The following is a 21,706-nucleotide window of genomic DNA, read 5'->3' on the forward strand; positions in this document are numbered from 1 at the left end:
CTCAGCCGAGGCGGGCCAGCAGCGTGTTCGCCTGCGCGGCGAAGGCTTCGTCCTCGGTGCGCACCGCCCGGTCGAGGAACTCGCGGGCGGCGGCGTGATCACCGCGCTGGTAGTGGAATTCGCCGACCCGGTAGGCCGCTTCGGCGATGAGCTCGCTGTCCTCGGTGTTGGCGAGGGTGTACCCGTAGTGGCGGGCCGCTTCGGCGTGCTCCTCCCGCCAGTAGTGCAGTTCCGCCAGGTGCGCCGCGGCCAGCGCGGCCGACGGGTGGCCGAGGTCGATCAGGGCCTGGAACCACGGTGTCGCCGCATCGACGTCGCGCCGCCGCTTGGCGATCAGGCCGAGGTTCATCGCCGCTTTCGCCGATAAGTCCGGGTCATCGGACTCCCACGCGCGCACGTTCCACGCGCGCGCCTCTTCGTCGTCCTCGGCGTGGTAGGCGATCGCGGCCAGTTCCAGCAGCGCCTGGCCCGCGTAGTGGTCGTGCGGCGCGGCTTCGACGAGCTTCCGGTAGGTCTCCCGGGCCTGCTCCACCTCGCCTTCGCGGCGCAGCGACTGGGCCAGCGCGTAGACCGCCATCGGAGAGAACTGCTCGTCCGCGGTGTCGGCGGCTTCGCGGAACATCTCGATCGCCCCGCTCGCGTCGCCCTCGTCCTGGCGCTTCAACCCGAGCATCAGCTTCATCGCCGGGTTGAGCACTTCGTCCGGGCGCTGCATGAGTTCTTCGGCCGCCGCCGGGTCGTCCTCCCCCAGCAGCGCCACCAGCCGGTACTTCGCCAGCGCGGCCGAGCGTTCGTCGCCGGAGGCCAGCACCCGCTCGTAGGCCTGCCGCGCTCCCGCCAGGTCCTCGCGCCGCTGCAGGGTCTCGCCCAGCGCCAGCACCGCCGCCGGTTCCGGTTCCGGCGCGCCGATCTCCACCGCGCAGCGCAGGTAGACCAGCGCCGAATCGGTGTCCTCGGCGCCGAGGAACTCGGTTCCCGCCTCGTAGGCCCATTCCGCGACATCGCGCTCGGGAACCACCTCGGCGAGCCTGCGCAGCGTGTCCGCCGCCGAGCGGTGATCACCGCCCGAGTGCTGCTGCTCCAGCACGACCCGGGCACCGTGCACGGCGTCCTCGGCCAGGCCTTCGTGGACGGCGTGGCTCGCTGCCTTGACGTAGGCCGCGACCGCGCCGGGCAGGTCGCCCTCCTCGTGGCGGATCATGCCGATGCCCAGCTCTCCGCGCGCCGCGATGTCCGGGGTCGCGGAGCGGCTGACCCGCTCGTACTCGATCCGCGCGGCGTCGCGATCCCCTTGCGCCAGAAGCATGTTCGCGAGTCGGCTACGCGCCGCTTCGGACTGCTCCGGCACGTCCAGCTCCGCCGCGTCGCCGAACCAGCGGACGGCGGCGTCGAGGTCGTCGGCCTGCACCGCGCGCTCGCCGAGCCAGAGCATCGCGTTGATCGCCGTGCTCGGGTGCTCCGAGCGGGATGCGCGGTGCAGCAGCTCGTCCGACTCATCAGCGGTTTCGCCGATCTGCGCGATGCGGCGGTGCAGGGCGTCACCGAACTGCTCCGGCGATTCAGCGGCCGCTTCGGCCTGCTCCCAGACCCGACGGGCCTCGACGGGATCGCCGGACTCGTGGTGGAGCTGCCCGAGGAGCACTCCGGCGTCCAGCGCGGGGATGCTCGTGCCCGTGGCGAAGGCGCGCCGGGACGCGGCTTTCGCGCCCTCGACGTCGTTGAGCCGGGAGAGCAGCTGCGCCAGCAGCACACCGGCTTGCGCGCCGGGCTCCGAGTCGGCGACGGCGCGTCGGTACCAGGTCAGCGCGATCGCGTTCTCCCGCTGCTCTTCGGCGAGGTGGCCCAGCCGCAGCAGGCCCATCGGCGCGAGTTCGGGGTGGCCGCGGTCGGCGGCCATGCGGAAGAACGCCCGCGCTTCGGCCGGGTCCTCCACCGAGGTGCCGAAGTCCAGCGCCAGCTTCGTGCATGTCCACAGGTCGTCGCCGGTGACCTCGGTCAGCACCTGCGCCGCCGCGGCCAGGTCGCCCCACGCCGCGCACCAGAAGTCGGCCACCCGCTGCGAGCCGAAGTGCTCGGTGATCGCCTCGCGCGCGCCTTCGACGTCGTTGGCCGCCATCAGCCGGTAGGCGCGCAGCTCCGCGGTTTCGGCGCCCATCTCCTGGTAGACGCGGGGGCTGATCTCCGGGTCGTCGAACGCCAACGCCTGCTCGTAAGCCGCTTTCGCCCCGGCCTCGTCCCCGGTGTCGCGCAGCAGGTTGCCGAGCTCCAGCGCGGCGCGCGCCCGCACCTCCGCGACGCCGGAAGCGATCGCGCGCTCGTAGGCCTCCTTGGCGAGGTCGATTTCGCCGCGCTTGGCGAGCAGGGCTGCGGTGTGAGCGGTCGCCAGCGTCGCCTCGGCCTCGTTGCCCACCGACGCGGCCCGGTCGAAGGCCTCCAGCGCACCGTCGAAGTCCTCGCGCTCGTCGCGCAGCACACCCAACCGCAACGCGGCGTCGGCGGCGCTCGCGGTGTCGTCGTCCGCAGCGACTTCGGCGAGCTGCGCCTCAGCGCCGTCCAGGTCGCCGTCCTTCTGCAGCAGTTCCGCGATGCTGCACCGGGCGATCGCCACTTCGTCGGGCACGCCCTCGCGCGCCGCCTCCTCCCAAGCCTCGCGTGCTCCGGCAACGTCGCCGCTCTCGTTGCGCAGCGCGCCGAGGTAGAGCAGCACCTCCGGCCGCCGGTCGGGATCACCGGCTTCGGCCAGCAGCGATAACGTCCACTCGGCGAATTCGGCGTCGCCGTTGGCCTGGCTCTGGCGCGCCAGCTCCATGCACAGCTCCGTGGCGTTGTGCAGCAGGACCTCGTCCAGCTCGGTGAGGATCGCCCGCGAGCGGTCGAGATCGCGCCGGATGGCGTGCGCGCCGAAGGCCGCCAGCCCGGCGACTTCCGAATCCGTGCCCGCGGCGCGGTCGAAGCACTTCAGCGCCCCGTCCAGGTCGTAGGCGTACACCAGCTCCTCGCCGAGCAGGTAGGCCGCGCGCGGCGCGAGCTCCGGGTGGCCGCTGGCCATGGTGGTCCGGTAGAGCGCCTTGAGGTCCTCGTCGTGCCCGGCGATGCGGTAGAACATCGCGAGCTTGCCGAAGACCTCGCCCAGCAGCGACGGGTATCCCGCCGCCGCGGCCGTGGCGAACGCCGCGATCACGGCCTCCGGCTCGCCGTGCTCCACCAGCAGGTGGCCGAGCTGCGCGGCCGACCACGGGAGCAGCATCGGGTGCCCGTCGGCGACGATCCGCTCCAGCAGCCGCACCGCGTCGTCGGCCCGGTGCTCGCGGACCAGCCAAGCGGCCAGCAGCTGACCGGCCTTGGTCCGCACCAGCCGGTTCGGCGAGTCGGTCAGCGGGCCCAGCAGTTCCACCGCGGCGGTGACGTCCGAGGTCAGCAGCAACTCGGCCTGCACCATCAGCGCCAGGTCGCGCACCTGCGGATCCTCGCCCGCCACGAGCCGGTCCAGCCCGCCGTCCTCGTTGTGCTCCAACCGGAAGAGCGCCTCCAGCACCGGGCCGCCGGCCGGCTCGTCGACGAGCGCACGGCGGAAGACCGCGTCCTGCACCAGCGAGACGTCCTCGGCCGCCGAAGCGCGCTGAAGGGTGCGGCGGGCCTGCTCGATCTCCCCGGAGACGGCCTCCAGCAGGCCGAGCGAGTTGGCCGCCATCACCGACCACATCCGCGCGTCCATGTCGATGACCTGCTGGTAGGCCAGGCGGGCGGCCTCCACGTCACCCGCGCCCGCGGCCTGGTGCGCCCGCATCGCGAGCTGCTTGGCGTCCTCGCCCGCCGGATCCTGCTGCGCGTCCATGACGTCCACCATGGACAGTGCGAGTTCGGCCTGGTGCGCGACGCGCGGGTCCTCGGCCTGGGCGGCCCGGCGGAACGCCGCGATGGCCGCCTCCGCGTCACCGTGCTCGTACTGCAACGCACCCAGGTTGTAGGCGGCCAGCGGTGCCTTGCCGGAATGCCCGGAGGCCTCGACGCGACCGAAGGTCTCGATCGCCCCGGCGATGTCGCCCTCGTCGCGCTGCAGCTCGGCCAGCACGCCCAGCGCCTCGACCGAGAAGTGCGGGTGCCGGGTGTTGATCACGCGCTGGTAGATCTCGCGCGCCTGGTCCGGCCGGCCCAGGGCGCGCAGCTGCATGCCGAGGTGGATCAGCGCGTGCAGCCGGATGTTGGGGCGCGGATCGTCGGCTGCCGACCGGAACGCCTCGGCCGCTGCCGCCGCGTCGCCGGAATCCTCCAGCACGCCGCCCAGCAGCACGTGGCCCCAGCCGAGGTGTTCGGGGTGGCGGTAGGAGATGATCCGCTCGGCCATCTGCCGGGCGATCACCTGATCGTCAGCGTGCAGCGCGTATAGCTTCGCGGCGCCCAGCGATCCGTAGTTCGGGTGCCCGCTGTCCAGCAGCCGCCGCAGGATCGGCTCGGCGTCGCGGTCGCGCCCCTGCTCCAGCAGCGAGCACGCCTGCTCGTAGGCGACCTGGAGGTACTGGTCGGTGGAGCGCTCCCCCGGCGCGGGCAGCTCCAGCTCGCCGGCGATCTCGACCACGCCGGGATCGCTGCTGGTCATCGCTCGCTCGCGCGCTTCCCTGGCGCCCTCGACATCGCCGAGCATGTGCAGCACCTGGGCCAGCAGCGCGTCGGCGCGGCCCGCGGCGTCCGGGTCGGCGCCCTCGGCGGCGAAGCGCAGCACGGCCTGGGCGGCGATCAGGTCGTCGGCGTCGAACAGCAGCAGGCCGAGGGAGATCGCGGCGAGCTGCGCGTAGATCGGGTGGCCGGAATCGATGGTCCGCTGGTGCATCGCGCGGGCCTGCTCGTGGTCGCCGCGCTCGTCGAGCAGCCCGCCGAGCAGGCAGGCGGCGTGCGCTGCGGCGTCGAAGTCGCCGTCGTCGAGGACGGTGCGCAACTCCTGCTCCGCGGCGGCGAGGTCACCGTTGCTCCACAGCCGCCGAGCCATGGTGACCCGCTGTTCCCACAGTGACACGCCGTGCCTCCGATCAGGTGATCATCGATCGCGGCGAGGATATCGGTCCGCCACGTCAGGAACGGCCCGCTCCCCTGAATCGAAACCCCGGGGGAACAACATCCGGACAGCAGGCGACGGATACCCGCCGGAGACCACAGGAGTCCACAAAGGACACGAAGCACCTCGGGACGGCGCTTTGCGCTGGTGATCGCCCGTGAGCGGTTTGGGGCGCTATGGCACCCCAAAGCACTCACGGCATCTGACCAGCACAAAGGAGCAGGCCGCCCGCTTTCGCGGACGGCCTGCTCCCGTCGAAATTCCGCGGCGCGAACGCCGGGGTCAGCGAGCCAGCTTCTCCAGGCGGGCCATGCCCTCCTTGAACTGGTTCAGGTCGGTGCTGCCGTTGATCCCGGCAACACTGCCCTCGTCGGTGTACTGCCAGAAGTGCCAGTTGCTGAAGCCGTTGGGCACCGACGGGCTGTCCACACCGTAGGACGCCAGCCACAGCGGGTGTCCGTCGAAGGTGTTGGTGCCGCCCATGCACTCCCGCCAGAAGGACGGGTTCGCGTAGATGATCGGCTCCTTGCCGGTGCGCTCCTTGACCTTGTCGTTGAACGTCTTGGTCCACTGGTGCATCTGGTCGACCGACATCCCGTAGCAGCCGCCCGAGTTCGGGTCGACCTCCAGGTCCAGCACCGGCGGCAGGGTCTTGCCGTCGGACTGGTAGTCGGCCACGTCCAGGAACCGGTTGGCCTGCTCCTCGGCGGAGGAGGAGCTCGGCCGCGCGAAGTGGTAGGCGCCCGCGATCAGCCCGGCGTCCTTGGCGCCGTGGTACTGCTCGCTGTACCGGGGGTTGGTGAAGCTGGTGCCGTCGGTGGCCAGCACGAAGGTGAACTTCTTGCCGTCCGCGGCGACCTTGCTCCAGTCGATGGGCCCGTTGTGGTTGGACACGTCGATGCCTTCGACCGGCGGGCCGAGCGGGGCCTCCGGCTCGGGCGCCGCGGCCTGCGGCTCCACCGGCGGCGGGGGCGGCTGCTGCTGGAGCGTCGCGTGCTGCTCCAGCGCGGCCTGCTGCTCGGGGGCCGGAGCGGCCTGCTGCTCGGGGATCGAAGCGGCCATCGCGGCCTCCTCGACCTCGGGCTGGCTCGGGCCGGCGACGGCGGTGCCGATCACCAGGCCCACCACGCCGACGGCCGCGACCGCGGCACCGGCCTGCATCGAACGGGTCCGCGAGGCCCGCACGACGGGCTCGGGAAGCTTGTCCTGAACCGCGGCCACGTGCGGCGCAACCCTCTCCCGGAAGCGCCGCACCACCGGTGCGTCCTGGACCCGCCGCAGCAGCGGAGCCAGCCACCGCAGCACGCGCTCGACCAGCGGCGCCAGCCACGCGCGGACGCGGTCCGCGGCGGTGCGAAGCGCCTGGTCGGCCCGGTGGGCCGCAGAGGTGGACGCCTGCTTCGGGGTGGAAGCGTTGTCGTGGTTTTCGGGGGTTCTCGGTTGGTCGGGGGTTTCGGGGTTCACGAGACACCACACTCCAGCACGGAGCGTGTACGTGCATCGCGGTTTGTACGTGCCCGGGTACCTAGATTAACCCCATCGAGCTACAGCACCCGCATAATCCGTCACGATTAGTGACGCCAGCGGGTCACGGCCCGAAGCCAGAGCGGCCCGCGTCACAAGCGCCGCACCGAGGAGATGATCGAGCCCATGAACCTACCGGACCGGATCCGCGCACACGTCGAGGAGCTCCGCTCCGCACCCGACATCGTCGTGACCACCTGCGACATCGGGTCCGGCCCGCCCCGGGAGCTCTCGGCCGACGACGTCGACCTGATCAGCGACCGCTGGGGAGCCGACGCCGTCGACGGCACCCGCGACTACCTGCTCAACACCGATCGCATCCACCTCTCCTGGCACTCCGTCGCCCACTACGTCCACGGCGAGTTCGCGCTCACGGACCTCCGCAGCTGCATGACAGGCTGGATCGTGGAGGTCGAGGACGAGCGGCTCGCCCCGGAGAAGCAGGAGCTGCTGTGGGAGCTGAAGGGGCTGGAGGAGGGCCCGGCTCGGGCAAGCTCACCGCGCTGCGAGCGACCAACGACGAGCTGTGGTTCTACGACATGACCAAGGCCCGGCTGGAGCGGCTGGCCCTGGACTTCCAGTCGTACGTCGACAACCTGCTCCTGCTGAAGGGAGCACCGAACTGGCAGTACCTCTTCGCCGACGTCGACCTCTGCGACGACGAGTTCACGACCAGGGTCGCCCAGCTGGACCGCGCGCTCGAAGCGCTTCCCGTCCTGTTCCCCGACCACGACTACAGCCGCCTGCAGGCGCGCTACGAGGAGCGCTGCTCCGGCTCACCGGTCTTCCGCCGCCACAAGAGCCCCTGGACGCCCCAGCCGTGACCCATCGCCGTTGAACGGCGGCGGGCCGAGACCTGGAGCGATACCGCAGGCGAGCCGCATCCCGACACGCCGACGCGAGCGCCCACGTAGCCTGCGGGCGCGGTCCGGCAGAATGTCCGGTCGGATCTGGCGAAGATCGCAGAGAAGGCGGAATCAACATCGTGACGACTGTTCATCAGAAGATCGCCGAGGAGCTCGGCGTCCGCGAGCGCCAAGTGCAGTCGGCCGTCGAGCTGCTCGACGGCGGGTCGACTGTGCCGTTCATCGCCCGCTACCGGAAGGAAGCGACCGGCGCCCTCGACGACGCCCAGCTGCGCACGCTCGAAGAGCGGCTGCGCTACCTGCGCGAACTCGAAGAGCGGCGCAGCACGGTGTTGGAGTCGATCAGCTCCCAGGGCAAGCTGACCGACGAGCTGGCGGCGCAGATCAACGCGGCCGACTCCAAGGCCCGGTTGGAGGACATCTACCTCCCGTACAAGCCCAAGCGCCGCACCAAGGCCCAGATCGCCATCGAGGCGGGCCTGGAGCCGCTGGCCGACCAGCTGCTGAGCGACCCGAGCAACGACCCGCAGCAGACCGCGGCCGGTTTCGTCGACGCCGACAAGGGCGTCGCCGACGCGCAGGCCGCGCTGGACGGCGCCCGGTCGATCCTGGTGGAGCGCTTCTCCGAGGACGCCGACCTGATCGGCGAGCTGCGCGAGAAGGTCTGGACGCGCGGCCGCGTGGTCTCCAAGGTCCGCGAGGGCAAGGAGGAGGACGGCGCGAAGTTCGCCGACTACTTCGAGTTCTCCGAGTCCTTCACCGACCTGCCCTCGCACCGCATCCTGGCGCTGTTCCGCGGCGAGAACGAGGAGGCGCTGGAGCTGTCCCTGGAGCCCGACGACGGTTCCGAGCAGGTCGGCCCGACCGACTACGAGCTGCGCATCGCCCAGCAGTTCGGCATCGTCGACCAGGGCCGCCCGGCGGACAAGTGGCTGTCGGACGTGGTCCGCTGGGCGTGGCGGACCCGCATCCTGACGCGCCTGAGCGTGGACGTGCGGCTGCGGATGCGCCAGCACGCCGAGGACGAGGCGGTCCGGGTGTTCGCCGCCAACCTCCGCGACCTGCTGCTGGCCGCGCCCGCGGGCTCGCGCGCCACGATGGGCCTGGACCCGGGTTACCGGACCGGCGTGAAGGTCGCGGTCGTGGACGGCACCGGAAAGGTGGTGGCCACCGACACGATCTACCCGCACCAGCCGCAGCGGCAGTGGGACCAGTCGCTGGCCAAGCTGGCCGCGCTGGCCAAGGCGCACAGCGTGGACCTGATCGCGATCGGCAACGGCACGGCCTCCCGCGAGACCGACAAGCTGGCCGGCGAGCTGATCAGCCAGAACCCGGACCTGAAGCTCACCAAGATCTCGGTCTCCGAGGCGGGCGCGTCGGTGTACTCGGCCTCGGCCTACGCCTCGCGCGAGCTGCCGGACCTGGACGTCTCGCTGCGCGGTGCGGTGTCGATCGCCCGCCGCCTGCAGGACCCGCTGGCGGAGCTGGTGAAGATCGACCCGAAGTCGATCGGCGTCGGCCAGTACCAGCACGACGTGTCGGAGACGAAGCTGTCGCGCTCGCTGGACGCGGTGGTCGAGGACTGCGTGAACGCGGTCGGCGTGGACGTCAACACGGCCTCGGCTCCGCTGCTGACCCGCGTGTCGGGCATCAGCGAGTCGCTGGCGGCCAACATCGTCGCGCACCGCGACACCAACGGCCCGTTCCGCACCCGCCAGACCCTCAAGGACGTGGCCCGACTGGGCCCGAAGGCCTTCGAGCAGTGCGCGGGCTTCCTCCGCATCCCGGACGGTGACGACCCGCTGGACTCCTCGGCGGTGCACCCGGAGGCCTACCCGGTGGTGCAGCGGATCATGAGCAGCACCAGCACCGAGATCCGCGAGCTGATCGGCAACACCCGGGTGCTGAAGTCGTTGCAGCCCAAGGACTTCGTGGATGAGAACTTCGGTCTGCCGACGGTGACCGACATCCTCGCCGAGCTCGACAAGCCGGGCCGCGACCCGCGCCCGGAGTTCAAGACGGCGACCTTCGCCGACGGCGTGGAGAAGATCGTCGACCTCAAGCCGGGCATGACCTTGGAAGGCGTGGTCACCAACGTGGCGGCCTTCGGCGCCTTCGTGGACGTCGGCGTCCACCAGGACGGCCTGGTCCACGTCTCGGCGATGTCGAAGAACTTCGTCAACGACCCCCACGACGTGGTCAAGTCCGGCGACATCGTCCGAGTCAAGGTCCTCGACGTCGACATCCCCCGCAAGCGAATCTCCCTGACCCTCCGCCTCGACGACGAGCCGGGCGCGGGCGGCAAGCCGGAGCGAGACGCCAACCGCGGCGGCGGCCGAGCCCAGGGCGGCGGCAACCGCAACGGCGGAGGCCGAGGCGGCAAGGGCGGCCAGAACCGCAACGGAGGCCAGGGCCGCGGCGGTCAGCGCCAGCGCGACAACGCCCCGACCGGAGCAATGGCAGACGCCCTCCGCAAGGCAGGCTTCGGGAAGTGATCTGACCGAAGGGCGCCTTGACCAGCACAACCGGTCAAGGCGCCCTTCGTCTTGCGGGTGCCCAGTGGACTTCCGGGCTCAGCCCGGCTGAATGCGACCCCAGTTTTCGAGGATCTTCGTGACCCGAGGAGCCAGCTCAGGCCACCTCTCCGCAGCCGCTCCCAACTCTGTTTCCAGTTCCTCGCGGGTGTTGAAGAGAAACACCTCGGACACGCTCAACGCCGCATCGGCACGGCGAAAATCGCTACCTCGAACCCACTCGCGGCAGACCTCCAGCAGATCGCTGCCGTTGTCATCGGTCAAGTAGATCAGCTGGTCGAGAACGTCCCCGAGCGCTGATCCGGGCAGACCGGCGTGCAATCGGTCGGCCAAGCCGTTCATGATGTTTCGCATCGATTCGACAGACATGCCGTTCTAGAGCTTCCGGTAGATGTGGGTTCGATGATTCTCGGTCGTCTGCAGCGGAGTTCCATTGGTCAATCGCTGCGTGCCGAACTGGTGCTCGGCGATCATGGGGATGCCGTCCTTGGGGGTCTCCTGGACGAGACCGAAGGATTCCGGGTCATCCGGCGGCTTGATCCACTTGTTCTTGGGGCTACCCGTGACGTAGAGCTTCCCGTCAGTGTCCAGGACTCTGGCCGTTTCCGCAGATACCGGCTGGTACCCGAACGGGTTGACAGCGTGGACCTCTTTGAAGCTACCATCCCGGAACGGGAGCTGGTCCGCCGAGGCGACGACGTCGACACCTGCGTCCGGCTCCTTGTTGAGGTTGACCGCACCTTCCATCGGGTTCTGCCCCGAACCCAAGTTCAGCTTGTACGGCGCAAGCCCCAGCGGGTCCACGAATTCGGTCGGATTCGAAACGTAGCGGTGCGGATGTGGCCCTGGCACCAGACCCAGTGGGTCCGCACTCACGTAGTAGCCGGAGCTGGGGTCGTAGTGGCGGTGGAAGTTGTAGTTGAGTCCCGACTCCTGATCGTAGTACTGCCCTGGGAACCGCAACGGGGTATAACCACCCGCGCTGCTCTGAGCCGTCGGTTTGCCCCACAAAGTGGTGCGCTGGAACCAAGCGATGCCACCACGATCGTTGATCAACTCGGTGGGAGTGCCGACCAGGTCTGTGATGATGGAGAAGAACTGCTCATCGATCCACTGCTGAGGCGCGTTGCGCAGTGGAGCACGTTCGGTTTGCGTCAGCGGGCGGAAGGTACCGGGCTCGTATTCCCACACGGTGACGCGAGGAGGACCGAGGCCGGAACCACCCGAGATGCCGACGGTGTGTGCTTGCTCAGCGAGGACCGAACCGTCCCAGGTGAACTCGGTCTGCTCCAAGACCTGTGCCCCGTCAGGTGACAGGCGTTGTTTCGCAACACGACGCCCCAGGGCGTCGTAGCGGTATCGCCAGCGAGAACCATCCGGTGTGAGGACTTCGACCAGCCGATCGTCGTCATCCCAGTAGTAGCGCCAGGTGTCCGGCTTGTGGGATAGACGCTTTCGCTGCCGCAGCACCACGCGCCCCTGGGCGTCGTGCTCATACCGAACGTTGCCCACGCGGCGAACCAGGGTACCGCTGTACTCTCGCGCACCGAGCTCGTCGACGTCCGCCGATTCCGGAAGCACCGGCCATGCGGCATGGCTCGGGTTTCCAGCTTCGTCATAGGCGTAGCGCTCGTCCCAGCCTGATCCGCTGACTGCGGTGACCCGTCCAGCGGGGTCCAGTTCGAAATGGCGCGGTCCGGTGAGCTGGTCGTCGATCCCAGCCAGGTAACCATCAGCGCGGTAGCTGTACGAGCGCTCCTGCATACGCCGGCCCGACGCACCGACGACCGATTGCGAAAGCAGTCGGTGGTTGACGTCCCACGCCTGCGCCAGGACGGTATCCGCACCGATCTGGCGCTGGACTTCCCGGCCCGCAGCGTCATATCCGAAGGTCAGCGTCTGACCCGCCGTGTGCAACGCGGCGAGATTGCTGTTCGAGTCGTACTCCCACTTGCTCTCCGCTCCCGAAGGAGTACGTCGGTGGATCCGGCGACCTAACGCGTCATAAACCGAGCTGACGGTTCGTCCATTGACGGACTCGGAGATCACCCGGCCGATAGCATCACGACGGTAGGTGACCCGAGTGTCGCCATCCATCGCCTCGGTGAGCCGGCCCAGCAGGTCGTAGGTGAAGGTCGAGGTGGAGGTCCGTCCGCGACGTTCGATCACATTGCCTAGCGCATCCCGGACGAACTGGGCGGTTTCACCAGCGCCGTTGGTGCGCTCCACCAATTGCCCGGCCGCGTCGTACCGGTAGCTGACCGCGCGATCGTTGAAGTCGATCTCACGCACCAGGTTTCCGGCGACGTCGTACTCGTAGCGCCACACCAAGCCTTGTTCGTTGGTCACGCTGACCAAGCGGAGCTCGGTGTCGTAGCCGAACTCAAGGCGGGTTCCATCCGGCCGGACGACCGCTGATGGCAAGTCGAAGTGCGTTACCTCAGTAGCAGTGACCTGCCCCAACGCATCGACGCGCGCACGGAGGTTACCTTCGCCGTCATAGACCCAGCGTTCTATCGCACCGTCAGGCAGGTTTCGGTACGCAGGCTTGCCATCGACGGTCCAGCCGAACCGAGTCGTTCCGCCAAGCGGATCGGTTACAGCAGCAAGCCGACCGAACCCATCGCGTTCATAACGTGTTCTGTTGCCGAGCGGCTTCGAGATCGCGATCGTCAGGCCTGCCGCATCGGTCTCGACCTGCTGCACGTTGCCCAACGCGTCCGTGATGCTCGTCAGATGGCCGCGCTCGTCGTAGACGTACCTGGTGACAGCTCCGAGTGGATCGACCACTCGCACCAAGTTTCCCCGCTCGTCGTACTCGCGCCGCGACACAGTGCCGTCCGGTGCGATGACGGTGATCGGGAGCCGGAGGTCGTTGTACTCGAAGCGAGCTTGACTCCCGTCCGGGCGGGTGACAGCGATCAGGTTACCGGCATCGTCGTACTCGTAGCGAGTCGTGCGGCCGATCGGGTCGGTCCGGGAAAGCAGGCGGTCGTAGTCATCCCACTCGGATCGGGTCTCGTTGCCCAGCGGGTCGATCTCGCGGATCGTCTGACCTGATTCGTTCAGATGGTAGGCGGTGCGGGCGCCCTGGGAGTTGGTCCAGTAAGTGATCCGGTTCTCGCGGTCGTACTCCATGGTTCCGCTGAGTGAACGGCCGGAACCCTCCACCTCCACGACCCGGCCTTCGGAGTCGTAGGTGTAGCGGTACCACTTGCCGTTCCGGTCGGTCCAGCTGGTGATGCGCCCGGCGCGATCGTAGGTGAAGCGCATTGGCAGGCCCGAGGCGTTGATCACCTCGGTGAGCCGTTGGTCCTCGTAGACATAGCGCATCAGCAGGACGTCGTCGCCGTTGTCCGCTTCCCGGAGGTACAGCGCCGTGACCAGCCCGTCCTCGGAGTCGACGCGAATGCGGTAGCCGCCCGAGTGCCGCACCTCGACAGGGTTTCCAGCGGCGTCGTAGTCGAATTCGATGCGGTGACCGTTGCGGTCTACAACCGCAGTCAGCGGCAGAACATCCGTGCCCCGGGCGAACAAGAGCTTCCGACCAGTGCCGAACTCGGTCAGGGTGAAGCCGCCGTCTTCGTTGCGGGTGAGTTCGTGGAGCGAGCCGGCGAATCGCGCTGTGGCACCAACCGCCGGTGTCGGGGCGAGCAGCAGCTTGCCGTCTTCTGCTGCGAACGACACACCGGCACTGCCGATTTCCAGCCGCTGATCCAGCGTGGATGTCCAGGACGGCCCGAAACGCAGGCCCACGCGGTACGACGACAGGTGCGTCCGGTTCAGCACCAGGGGCAGAACCGACTGCAACTTCGCGTCGTTCTGCTGCAGGATCATCTCGCCGGTGGCGATGTCGATCGGGTCGCCCTCGGTGTTCCGCTTCTCCCCGTCCGTCGTCGGGTTCTGGGGGTCGTCGGACTTCTCGTTGAGCGGACCGTCGTCCTTGCCCGGCTTCGACGGGTTCGTGGGTGGCGGGTCGGTCTTCGGGGGCGTGTTGCTCGTCGGGTTAGTGGAGCTGTTGCCGTTGGAACCGGCGCGGCCCTTCGTGGCCAGTTCTTGGGTTGCGTCTTGGGCTTTGCCGACGCTTGAGCTGGCGTCTACCTTGCTGGTCTTCTGTGACGGGGGCGAGTCGGAATCCGTTTTGGTGTTCTTTCCGTTTCCCCCCTTGGGTTTCGGTGCCACGGATTCCCCCTCATCCGTTCATGAGCTTGCTCAGGTTCGTCAGGCTGTCGATCAGGCTCGTGACGTAGGTGAAGATGCGGCCGACCCACTTGACCACCGCTGCCACGATCTGGGCCGCGATCACCGGGATCGTCACCACGAAGATCGCCTCGACCGCCCACACGATCACTCGGGCCACCAGGTCGGCGATCAGGTCGCGGACGATCTCGCGGGTCATCTCCACCAGGCCGCCCGCGCCTTCGGTGGCCGAGGCCATCGCCGCCGAGATCGCGGCCAGGCCGCCGACGGCTTCGACGTTGTTGGCCATCATCGCCTGGTAGGCGTCGGCCGCGGCGCCCTGCCAGTCGGGCAGGTCGCTCTCCAGGCTCGACTTGAGGTCTTCGGCCATGGAGCCGAGTTCTTCGGCCATGTTGTTCCAGGTCGCGGCGTGGGATTTGACCACGTCCGGCATGCCGGTCAGCTCGTCGAGGATCTCGCGCAGCGGCTCGAAGTACTCCATCGCCCAGCCGATGCCGTTGGACAGCAGGGCGCTGAACGGGTCGAGCACGCTCGCCGCGACTTCGAGGCCCAGGCCGACGCCGGCCAGCGCGCCGGAGACCCAGTCCTCGCTCTGGATCGCGGTGACCAGGCCTTCGACGCCTTCGGCGAGGCCGGAGCCGGTCCACGCCTTGCGGGACGACTCGACCGGTGCGACCAGCGAATCGTCGCTCACGGCATCCCACCGCCCGAGGACTGGATCGCGTCCGCGTGCTCCTGGTCGATGCTCTCGTAGTCATCAGCCGTGGCGCGCAGCGATTCGGCCGCGAGCGAGAGGTTCTCCGCGACGAAGTCGATCAGCTCGTCCTGGCGGGTGTGCCTGCCTTCGAGCACTCCGGCGATCCAGCCGCAGAGCAGCCCGTAGGCCTGGTCGTCCTGCTGGATGTGCGAGCTGGCGGACTTCACCGCGTCGAAGCGTGCCTGGATCTCCTCGATCCTGCCCGCGTGCGCGCGGATCTGCTCGGCGCTGACAACGTAGCCGTCGCCCATGGTCACCACTTCTCCATGAACGACTGCGGCTCGGTGCCGTCGTCGACATCGGGTTCCGGCGCGGGTTTCGCGGGCTCATCGGTGCGCAGGTGGTTGCCGACGGACTCCGAGATCGCCCGGGCCGCAGCGGATTCGGTGCCGACCGTGTCGGCGATGATCTCCTGGGAGCGGTCGGCCAGCTGGTTCTTCGCCTGGGCCAGGGTTTCCATGATGGTCCGGGAGACCACGTCGGGCGCGGTGCGCTCCATCTTGCTGGTCAGCTTGATGTCCACCAGCGTGCCCGTGGAATCGATGGTGAGCTCGACCAGGCCCTTCGGGTCGGTCGCGGTGACCCGGACCTCCTGCAGCCGATCGCTCATCGTCTTGGTGTCAGCGGCGAGCTTCTCGATCCGGTCCTTCCACGCGGCCAACCGCTCGCGGGCACCATCCGGATCGAGGATGTTCCCGTCCATGCGCTCCCCCCAGAATCACGTGCGGACACGAAGCCTCGAAGCGGCAGGGTAGTCAGCCCGACGCACGCGCGGGAGGGAAAGCGATCAAATGGCACGATCGGCGGCACGGCTACCGCCGATCGCACCAGTCGATCAACGTGCCCGGTCGATCGGCTCGGGCGGGTTGCAGCCGTAGCGGGCCGCGGACTGCTGCGCGAAGCGCTGCAGGTCGGCCAATTCCGCGTCCGCCAGCGGTTTTTCACCGTACTTCCGCTCGCCGACGTAGAACGCGCCGCCGAGCAGATTCGCGCAGGTGGCCGAAGTCCAGAAGTACGTCGTGTCGGCACCCGACGATGCACTGACGTCGAGGCCGTTCGTGTAGTTCTTCTCGAAATGCCCGTACATCGCGGTGAGCTCCAGGCCACCGACCAGCTCGCACTTCTCGATCAACGCCGTCCCCGCGTCGGTTTCCCGAACCGTCTCGACCGATGACATCCCAGCACACGTCCCGGACGCCTCCGCGGCGGGTGTGGAGCGGGTCGTTCCTTCCGGAACCGCGAGGTCAGCATCCTCGCCGAGCCACGCATCGCACCCGGTCTGCTCGGCGGTGGATCGCGCTGTCTCGATGACGGCGCGAACCAGCTTGGGGCGCGGATCGGGAACGCTCGCCGGCGAGAGGAGCCTGGTCGTCACCACGAACCCGGCGCCCTCGTCGCTCCCCCAGTTGCGGCAGCCCACCATCACGGACGCGAACCTGTTGGCTTCCGAGACGAACCCGGACCACCCGGCCTCCAGCGGGACGGGGAAGTCATCGGATGCGTATGCGCGGTAGCGGAGCCCCGAGTGCTGCTCGTCCGCCCTGCTGATCACGACTTCCGCGATGCCGACCTCGCAATTCTGCCCCAGGACCCCCGGAGGCACCCCCACCGTGCGCTTCCTGACCTCGAAGTCGGAACCGATCAAGCTGAGCCTGCTCGCCCCGGACAGCTCGAGGAACGGATCAACCGAAAGCATCCCGCCACAAGCCCGCCCCACCATCGCGGCCGGGTACTGCTGCCAGAACCCGTACCCGCCGGCCCCCACCAGCAGCACGACCGCCGCGATGACGAACCACTTGCGGAACCGCCGCACCCTGCCCCGATCGTCCGAGTCACTCATTCGGAGCAGCGTAGATGATCTCGACGCCGCAACCGGCAAGTTCGGTCAAACCTCGAAGCGGCCCGCCTTGACGGCGGTGACGAATGACCGCCACTGGTCAGCGGTCGTCGTGAAGTACCCGGCAGCGCGGTCCTTCGAATCCCGCACCGCCGCGCCATAGGCGGTGGGCGCGACCTCGACACAGGCGCTCACCTGCTGGGAGCGAGAAGACTTCCGCCAGCTCGTGGGACTCACCGTCATGTGTTCGAGCCTTGCAGCTCTTCGATGACGTCCGCAATGAGCTCAGCAGACCGCTCCGAGTCCATCGCAACCTCTCGAAGCGTCGCGACAGCACTCTGGTAGGCAGACACTTCCTTGCTGTAAAGGAACGCACCCGAAGCGAAGTGTTCCAGGTGAACGATGGGCTGACTTTTCGGGAACTCGTACAGGATGAACGAGCCAGCGTGCGCCGGGTGCCACCGTTCAGCCACGGCAGGCAGCACAAGGATGGTGACGTTCGGGAACCCACCCATCTTCAGCAACTGCCGCAGCTGATCTGCCATGACCGATGCACCGCCGATCCGCTGCCAGAGCGCCACCTCCGAGATGATGGCCGTGAACTCCGGCGCACCTGGCCGCGAAAGAACATCCCGCCGCCCCACTCGCATGGCAACGCGAGCTTCGAGATCTGGCCCTGGAACTTCACCCATCATCGCTCGCGCGAAGTCAGCGGTCTGCAGCAAGCCCGGAACAATCGCGGTTGCGACTTCGACGATGTTGGTCGCCGTTCGTTCGAACTCGATGATCGTCGTCAGCTCACGACGAAGTCCGCTCTTCCCCGTCTCCAGCCAGTTCGGATGCTCCGCGCCCCGCGCCATGTCCACGAGTTCGGCGTACCGTTCGCCGTTCACGCCCAGGGTCGCCAGGATCTGCGCCACGTCTTCCGGCTTCGGTAAACGCGTGCCCGATTCGTAGCGCGACACCGAGACGTGGCTGACGCCGATCTGATCAGCGAGTTCTTGCTGCGTCAACCCAGCATCGCGGCGGCACTCGCGAAGTTCAGCACCGAGAGCCCGAGCCTTGGGTGTGTGTTCGGATTTTCCGACCATGAAAACAATGCTAGGCCTTTGACCTGCATAAACAACCCCCTATCGGGTAGTTGATCGATCGATTCACCAGCGGCAAACTTTTACCGGTAAGCGCGGTAAATCCCTCCGAGACAGGAGCCGCTGATGTATCCGTTTCACTGGGTGCCTGCTGCGGGGCAGCGGCATGCGAGCTTGGCCGACAAGCCCGTCGGGTGCGCTTATCCGACCGGGACCGTCGTGGAAACGCTGTGCCAGCAGGAGGTTTCCGCGGACGGCAGCGAGCTGGCGTGGTTGTGGGGCACCTGCGCCGAGTGCAACCAGGAGGCGCGGCGGATAGCCGGTGTCGACCCCTGAGCGCGAAAACCGCTGCCGTGACCGCTTTCCGCTCGACCGACCAGGAGGAACCACCCGATGTCCCCGCTGTGGACCGTGACCGCGTGCCTGCTCTCGATGTTCACCGGCATGACCGTGATGTACGCCTGCCACCGGCGCCCCCAGCACGCGGGCGCGGGTGAAGGCGCGACGAACGTCTGGCAGCTGATCGAGCACGTCGAGGCCGAAGCCCGCCGGGCGGAACCCACCGGCAGGCACCACCTCCGCGAGCCCGATGGGCCCGAGCCACCACCGCAGTGGCCCGCAACTCCGCCGGAAGCCCCACCGCTCGAACTCCACCACCGCGTCCTGGAATCCCTGCGACGCCTGTGAAGACCCGGCTCGATGCGCCCCCGACCCCCGAGCATCGAGCCGCGCGGCCGGGCGGGTCCGCCCCCTCCCCGACACCGCCCGGCCGCACCCTGGAAGGCGCCTTCGAGCGAGCTGCTCGGAGGCGCCTTTCAGCGCGCCGGGTTCACGTCGTGGTGCCGGAGGTGGTGCCGAGCTGGATCGGGGTGCCGGTGAGCCATTCGCACCAGTCCGCCGTTTCGCGCAGCGAGCAGGTCGCCGTTCGCTCCACCGCCGCCAGGTTCGGCGGGCGGAGATCCGCGCGGCGCAGAGCTGCCCACTGGGCGGCGTTGAGGATCAGCACGCGCAGCCGCGGCAGCTCCGCGATCGGCGTGATGTCCGCGAGCTCGACCGCCGACAGATCCAGCCTGGTCAGGGCCGGTAGCGTGCGCAGCACTGCGATGTCGAGGCGCTCGGCCGCTCCGGAGAGCTTCAGGTCCCAGAGCGTCGGCTGGCCCGCCAGGGCTTCGAGGTCGATGCGTTCGGCTTCGATCGCCAGGGATTCCAGCACGGGCAGGCCGCTCGAAGTCGGCGTGACCAGCTTCGCGCGGTGGATCCGCAGTTCGCGCAGGTGCCGCAGCGGCGCCAGCGCCGCCAGGTCCAGATCCACCGCGTCGTTGACGTGGATCAGCTGGGTTTCTCCGGCCCGCTCGACGATCTCGGCGAGATCGCGGTTGCCGAAGTCGTGGTAGACCAGCTCGTCCAGGCCCGCGCCGCCGAAACCGGCGTAGGTCTGCAGGTAGTCCGAATCGTCGTCCTCGTAGTCGCCCTCGCGCAGGGCCTCGACTACGCCGGCCAGCACCTCGGTCACCGATTCCGCGTAGTAGTCCGGCGGGCCGTGGATGTCGCGGCCGTACTCGAAGACCTGGCCGGGCCTGCCGCGCTCGGCCGGGTCGAGGTCGACCGCGAGGTTGTTCATCGCGAAGTCGGTGGCGAAGGTGATCCACCAGTCGTTGCGCGAGAGGCGCTTGATGGTGTGCGGCGGGTCCGACTCGAAGACCACGGCGTCGTCGAACGGCCCGTCGTTCCAGCCCAGCGAGCCCGGCTGGTGGTACTCGACGACGTGGTCCAGCGGGTAGGGCGAGAACTTGCCGAGCAGGCCGGTCTCCGCCGCGTCGTCCCTGGTCATCCGGTAGAGCGCGCGCAGGTCCTCCGGCAACCGGGCGCCCAGTTCGGCTTCGGCCGCGGCGATCTCCGGCTCGGAGTAGCCGGGCCGCAGCGCGGGCGGCCGGCCCTTGATCTGCTGGTAGCGCTCGACGAACTCGTGGAACAGGGCGGAGATCTCGGCCAGCACCGCCGGATCGGTGGGCGCTGCGGTGCGCTCGGCCGCCGCGGGCAGCGCCATCCCGGGCAGCGGGTGCCCGGGCAGCCGGAAGTCCTCGTCGAGCACCACGCGGGACTCCGACTCCAGCTCCGCGCTGAACGCCAGCTCGAACCGGCCGCATTCGCGCACCACCAGCTCCACGATCAGCGGGCGGCCGCGGCGAGGCACCGGGAGCAGCTCCACGAGCGCCGACTTCGCGTCGAAGAAGTCGGGATCGAGATCGACCTCGACGCCGACCGGGTGCGTGATCCGGGTGGCCCCGGCTTCCACGCGCAACCACACGACCGCGGGCCCGGTACGCCCGCCCCCGGTGCGCACGCCCAGCGCCAGCCGCCGGGCCGCCGCCTGAAGTCCCGTTGTCATGCGGGAATTCTCCACGTACCCACCACAAACGGCCGAACCGGGCTCACCGTCCAGGTGCCGGACAGCCGACGCCGCTGACCGGACCGCAGTCGAATGGTCCTTTCGCACTAGGAGAGCCCGCCGACGTGGAGCGGTCAGCGCCGCGCGAACAACGCGCTGAACCACCGGGGAGTTCCTTCCGGCATGCTGCGGCCTGCGACGCGCTCCAGCTCGGTGACCCGCTCGGCGCTCGCCCTGAGCACTGTGAGGCTCGCGCTCACCCGTTCCTCGGAATGGACCCACAGGTCGCAGAGCGCGTACCCGTAGGCGGCGGTGCGATCCGCGCGCAGGGCGCGCCTCGACCGCCGGTGGTCCAGGTAGGCGAGCAGGTACGCCGACAGGAATCCGAGCAGCAGGAACAGCCCGGTGCGCCAGAACAAGTCCGCCTGACCGCGCGGGGAGAAGCGCAGCACGCGTTCCGGCGGCTCAGCGGTCACCAGCTCGCGACGCCGCCCGGCGGGGGCGGCGCTGGCCGGGGATCGGCGAAGCCGGTGGAAGCGGTTCGCCGGTCGCAGCCGTTCGATGACGGGACGGTTGACGAGGAAGAGCCCGATCCACACCGCGAGGACCAGGACGAGCGCGATGAACGGGCCGACGATGACGACACCGACTCCGCCGTCCTCCACCATCATCGCGATGATCCACGCGCAGAGACCGGCGAACGCCAACGACGCCAGCTTCGCGGCGATGGCACCGAAGGCTTCGGCGGTGCAGAACCCCGAGCGTTCGGTCAGGTGGGCCACGAGCGCGACGCGCTGCGGATCCGCGCCGCTGCGGCTCGCATCCGGTCAGTCCTCGGCGTTCGGGGCTCGGCTGCCCGCCAGCTGCTCGCGGACCTCGCCGAGCGCGAAGCCGAGCAGGTTGAGGCCGCGCCACTGCTGCGGGGAATCGGCTCGCGGGTCGTCGGCGGCGAGGCCGATGCCCCAGACCGCGTCCACCGGGCTGGCCTCCACGAGGACTCGCTCGCCCGTGCTGCGGAGGAACTCCGCCAGCTCCGGGTGCTGCGCGAACTTCGCGGCGTTGCCGGTGCGGACGATCTCGCAGCGCGCCTCCTCCCAGCACTGCTGGTCGAAGCCGCGCACGCCGCGGCCGAGCGCCTTGGCGCGCTGCGGGTGGCCGGATTCCAGGATCCGCTCCGCGCTGTCCCAGTCGTCGAAGAGCGTCGCCTTGCGCCACATCATGTAGTGCTCCGCGGTGGCGAAGGTGCGTCCGTCGACGACGAACGGCGCCGGCCACCACTGGCTCAGGCAGCCCTTGCCCGCGCGGCCGTCGCGCTCCGGCTGGTGGCCCCAGAAGTGCAGGAACTTGACCCGGCGCCCCTCGCGGGTCAGGTCGATCAGCTCGGCGACGTTTCGCGGGTTCATGTCCAGCAGTGTCGCAAACGTCCGCATTGGACAGCAGCTGGTTTTCCGGCGCGTGGCC

The 21,706-nt window shown here is 69.0% G+C and carries 18 protein-coding genes; 5 read left to right on the forward strand and 13 right to left on the reverse strand.

Annotated elements, in window-relative coordinates; genetic code table 11:
• Position 1: 1 nt before the first annotated feature.
• Together C4T78_RS32355 and C4T78_RS32360 are read right to left on the reverse strand one after the other, a co-directional pair.
• Entirely contained in the window at positions 2-5,011 is a 5,010-nt protein-coding gene (locus C4T78_RS32355; protein WP_093358001.1) for a tetratricopeptide repeat protein, read from the reverse strand.
• Between the two features lie 321 nt (positions 5,012-5,332).
• A complete protein-coding gene (locus tag C4T78_RS32360) occupies positions 5,333-6,514 on the reverse strand; it encodes a GH25 family lysozyme (RefSeq protein ID WP_093358000.1) in 1,182 nt (393 codons plus the stop codon).
• Positions 6,515-6,700: 186 nt separating this feature from the next.
• Between C4T78_RS32360 and C4T78_RS36660 the strand changes: the two genes are divergently transcribed.
• The 3 genes from C4T78_RS36660 to C4T78_RS32375 all read left to right on the forward strand — a co-directional run bounded on the left by C4T78_RS36660 (position 6,701) and on the right by C4T78_RS32375 (position 9,935).
• Positions 6,701-7,117, forward strand: a complete 417-nt coding sequence (locus tag C4T78_RS36660; protein ID WP_093357999.1) for a hypothetical protein — start codon at positions 6,701-6,703, stop codon at positions 7,115-7,117.
• Positions 7,114-7,398: a hypothetical protein gene (locus tag C4T78_RS32370; protein WP_093357998.1), complete on the forward strand. Its 285-nt coding sequence runs from the start codon at positions 7,114-7,116 to the stop codon at positions 7,396-7,398. Before C4T78_RS36660 ends, C4T78_RS32370 begins: the two co-directional genes overlap by 4 nt.
• A 158-nt stretch (positions 7,399-7,556) precedes the next feature.
• Positions 7,557-9,935, forward strand: coding sequence for a Tex family protein (locus C4T78_RS32375; RefSeq protein WP_093357997.1), 2,379 nt, complete (start codon positions 7,557-7,559; stop codon positions 9,933-9,935).
• Positions 9,936-10,013: 78 nt separating this feature from the next.
• Here the strand turns inward: C4T78_RS32375 and C4T78_RS32380 are convergent, their stop codons facing one another.
• From C4T78_RS32380 to C4T78_RS32415, 8 genes are all read right to left on the reverse strand, one after another.
• On the reverse strand, positions 10,014-10,343 hold the full coding sequence (locus C4T78_RS32380; RefSeq protein WP_093357996.1) for a hypothetical protein: 330 nt from the start codon (positions 10,341-10,343) through the stop codon (positions 10,014-10,016).
• A gap of 6 nt (positions 10,344-10,349) precedes the next feature.
• Positions 10,350-14,156 carry an RHS repeat-associated core domain-containing protein gene (locus C4T78_RS32385; protein ID WP_093357995.1) on the reverse strand — a complete coding sequence of 1,269 codons (3,807 nt, stop codon included), beginning with the start codon at positions 14,154-14,156 and terminating at the stop codon, positions 10,350-10,352.
• 10 nt (positions 14,157-14,166) lie between these two features.
• Complete coding sequence (locus tag C4T78_RS32390; protein ID WP_093357994.1) at positions 14,167-14,868, reverse strand: WXG100 family type VII secretion target; 702 nt, start codon at positions 14,866-14,868, stop codon at positions 14,167-14,169.
• Positions 14,865-15,182 (reverse strand): type VII secretion target, encoded by a 318-nt coding sequence (locus C4T78_RS32395; RefSeq protein ID WP_093357993.1) that lies wholly within the window; start codon positions 15,180-15,182, stop codon positions 14,865-14,867. Before C4T78_RS32395 ends, C4T78_RS32390 begins: the two co-directional genes overlap by 4 nt.
• Positions 15,183-15,184: 2 nt before the next feature.
• Entirely contained in the window at positions 15,185-15,634 is a 450-nt protein-coding gene (locus C4T78_RS32400) for a YbaB/EbfC family nucleoid-associated protein (protein WP_093357992.1), read from the reverse strand.
• A 132-nt stretch (positions 15,635-15,766) separates the two neighbouring features.
• Positions 15,767-16,810: a hypothetical protein gene (locus C4T78_RS32405; protein WP_143186051.1), complete on the reverse strand. Its 1,044-nt coding sequence runs from the start codon at positions 16,808-16,810 to the stop codon at positions 15,767-15,769.
• 6 nt (positions 16,811-16,816) lie between these two features.
• Positions 16,817-17,011, reverse strand: a complete 195-nt coding sequence (locus C4T78_RS32410) for a DUF397 domain-containing protein (RefSeq protein WP_093357990.1) — start codon at positions 17,009-17,011, stop codon at positions 16,817-16,819.
• Positions 17,008-17,859, reverse strand: a complete 852-nt coding sequence (locus C4T78_RS32415) for a helix-turn-helix domain-containing protein (protein ID WP_093357989.1) — start codon at positions 17,857-17,859, stop codon at positions 17,008-17,010. The genes C4T78_RS32410 and C4T78_RS32415 overlap by 4 nt, the downstream gene beginning before the upstream one ends.
• A 123-nt stretch (positions 17,860-17,982) precedes the next feature.
• Here C4T78_RS32415 and C4T78_RS32420 point away from each other — a divergent pair, with 123 nt between their 5' ends.
• Together C4T78_RS32420 and C4T78_RS32425 are read left to right on the forward strand one after the other, a co-directional pair.
• Positions 17,983-18,192, forward strand: a complete 210-nt coding sequence (locus C4T78_RS32420) for an HC3 family zinc finger protein (RefSeq protein WP_218161745.1) — start codon at positions 17,983-17,985, stop codon at positions 18,190-18,192.
• Positions 18,193-18,249: 57 nt separating this feature from the next.
• Positions 18,250-18,543 carry a hypothetical protein gene (locus tag C4T78_RS32425; RefSeq protein WP_093357987.1) on the forward strand — a complete coding sequence of 98 codons (294 nt, stop codon included), beginning with the start codon at positions 18,250-18,252 and terminating at the stop codon, positions 18,541-18,543.
• Between the two features lie 142 nt (positions 18,544-18,685).
• On the opposite strand, the gene C4T78_RS32430 is transcribed toward C4T78_RS32425, so the two are convergent.
• The 3 genes from C4T78_RS32430 to ybiA all read right to left on the reverse strand — a co-directional run bounded on the left by C4T78_RS32430 (position 18,686) and on the right by ybiA (position 21,648).
• Positions 18,686-20,245, reverse strand: a complete 1,560-nt coding sequence (locus tag C4T78_RS32430) for an SMI1/KNR4 family protein (protein WP_093357986.1) — start codon at positions 20,243-20,245, stop codon at positions 18,686-18,688.
• A gap of 134 nt (positions 20,246-20,379) precedes the next feature.
• Complete coding sequence (locus C4T78_RS32435) at positions 20,380-21,027, reverse strand: hypothetical protein (RefSeq protein ID WP_093357985.1); 648 nt, start codon at positions 21,025-21,027, stop codon at positions 20,380-20,382.
• A gap of 45 nt (positions 21,028-21,072) precedes the next feature.
• On the reverse strand, positions 21,073-21,648 hold the full coding sequence (gene ybiA / locus C4T78_RS32440) for a riboflavin biosynthesis intermediates N-glycosidase (RefSeq protein WP_218161744.1): 576 nt from the start codon (positions 21,646-21,648) through the stop codon (positions 21,073-21,075).
• Between the last annotated feature and the right edge of the window lie 58 nt (positions 21,649-21,706).

It is taken from the genome of Saccharopolyspora kobensis (genome assembly GCF_900108315.1).
Taxonomy (GTDB): domain Bacteria; phylum Actinomycetota; class Actinomycetes; order Mycobacteriales; family Pseudonocardiaceae; genus Saccharopolyspora; species Saccharopolyspora kobensis.

Bases quoted from the DNA above. Each gene is read 5' to 3' on its own strand.
- C4T78_RS36660 (WP_093357999.1), top strand. From the start codon at position 6,701: ATGAACCTACCGGACCGGATCCGCGCACACGTCGAGGAGCTCCGCTCC.
- C4T78_RS32370 (WP_093357998.1), top strand. From the start codon at position 7,114: ATGACCAAGGCCCGGCTGGAGCGGCTGGCCCTGGACTTCCAGTCGTAC.
- C4T78_RS32380 (WP_093357996.1), bottom strand. From the start codon at position 10,343: ATGTCTGTCGAATCGATGCGAAACATCATGAACGGCTTGGCCGACCGA.
- C4T78_RS32395 (WP_093357993.1), bottom strand. From the start codon at position 15,182: ATGGGCGACGGCTACGTTGTCAGCGCCGAGCAGATCCGCGCGCACGCG.
- C4T78_RS32400 (WP_093357992.1), bottom strand. From the start codon at position 15,634: ATGGACGGGAACATCCTCGATCCGGATGGTGCCCGCGAGCGGTTGGCC.
- C4T78_RS32410 (WP_093357990.1), bottom strand. From the start codon at position 17,011: ATGACGGTGAGTCCCACGAGCTGGCGGAAGTCTTCTCGCTCCCAGCAG.
- C4T78_RS32415 (WP_093357989.1), bottom strand. From the start codon at position 17,859: ATGGTCGGAAAATCCGAACACACACCCAAGGCTCGGGCTCTCGGTGCT.
- C4T78_RS32420 (WP_218161745.1), top strand. From the start codon at position 17,983: ATGTATCCGTTTCACTGGGTGCCTGCTGCGGGGCAGCGGCATGCGAGC.
- C4T78_RS32425 (WP_093357987.1), top strand. From the start codon at position 18,250: ATGTCCCCGCTGTGGACCGTGACCGCGTGCCTGCTCTCGATGTTCACC.
- C4T78_RS32430 (WP_093357986.1), bottom strand. From the start codon at position 20,245: ATGACAACGGGACTTCAGGCGGCGGCCCGGCGGCTGGCGCTGGGCGTG.
- ybiA (WP_218161744.1), bottom strand. From the start codon at position 21,648: ATGAACCCGCGAAACGTCGCCGAGCTGATCGACCTGACCCGCGAGGGG.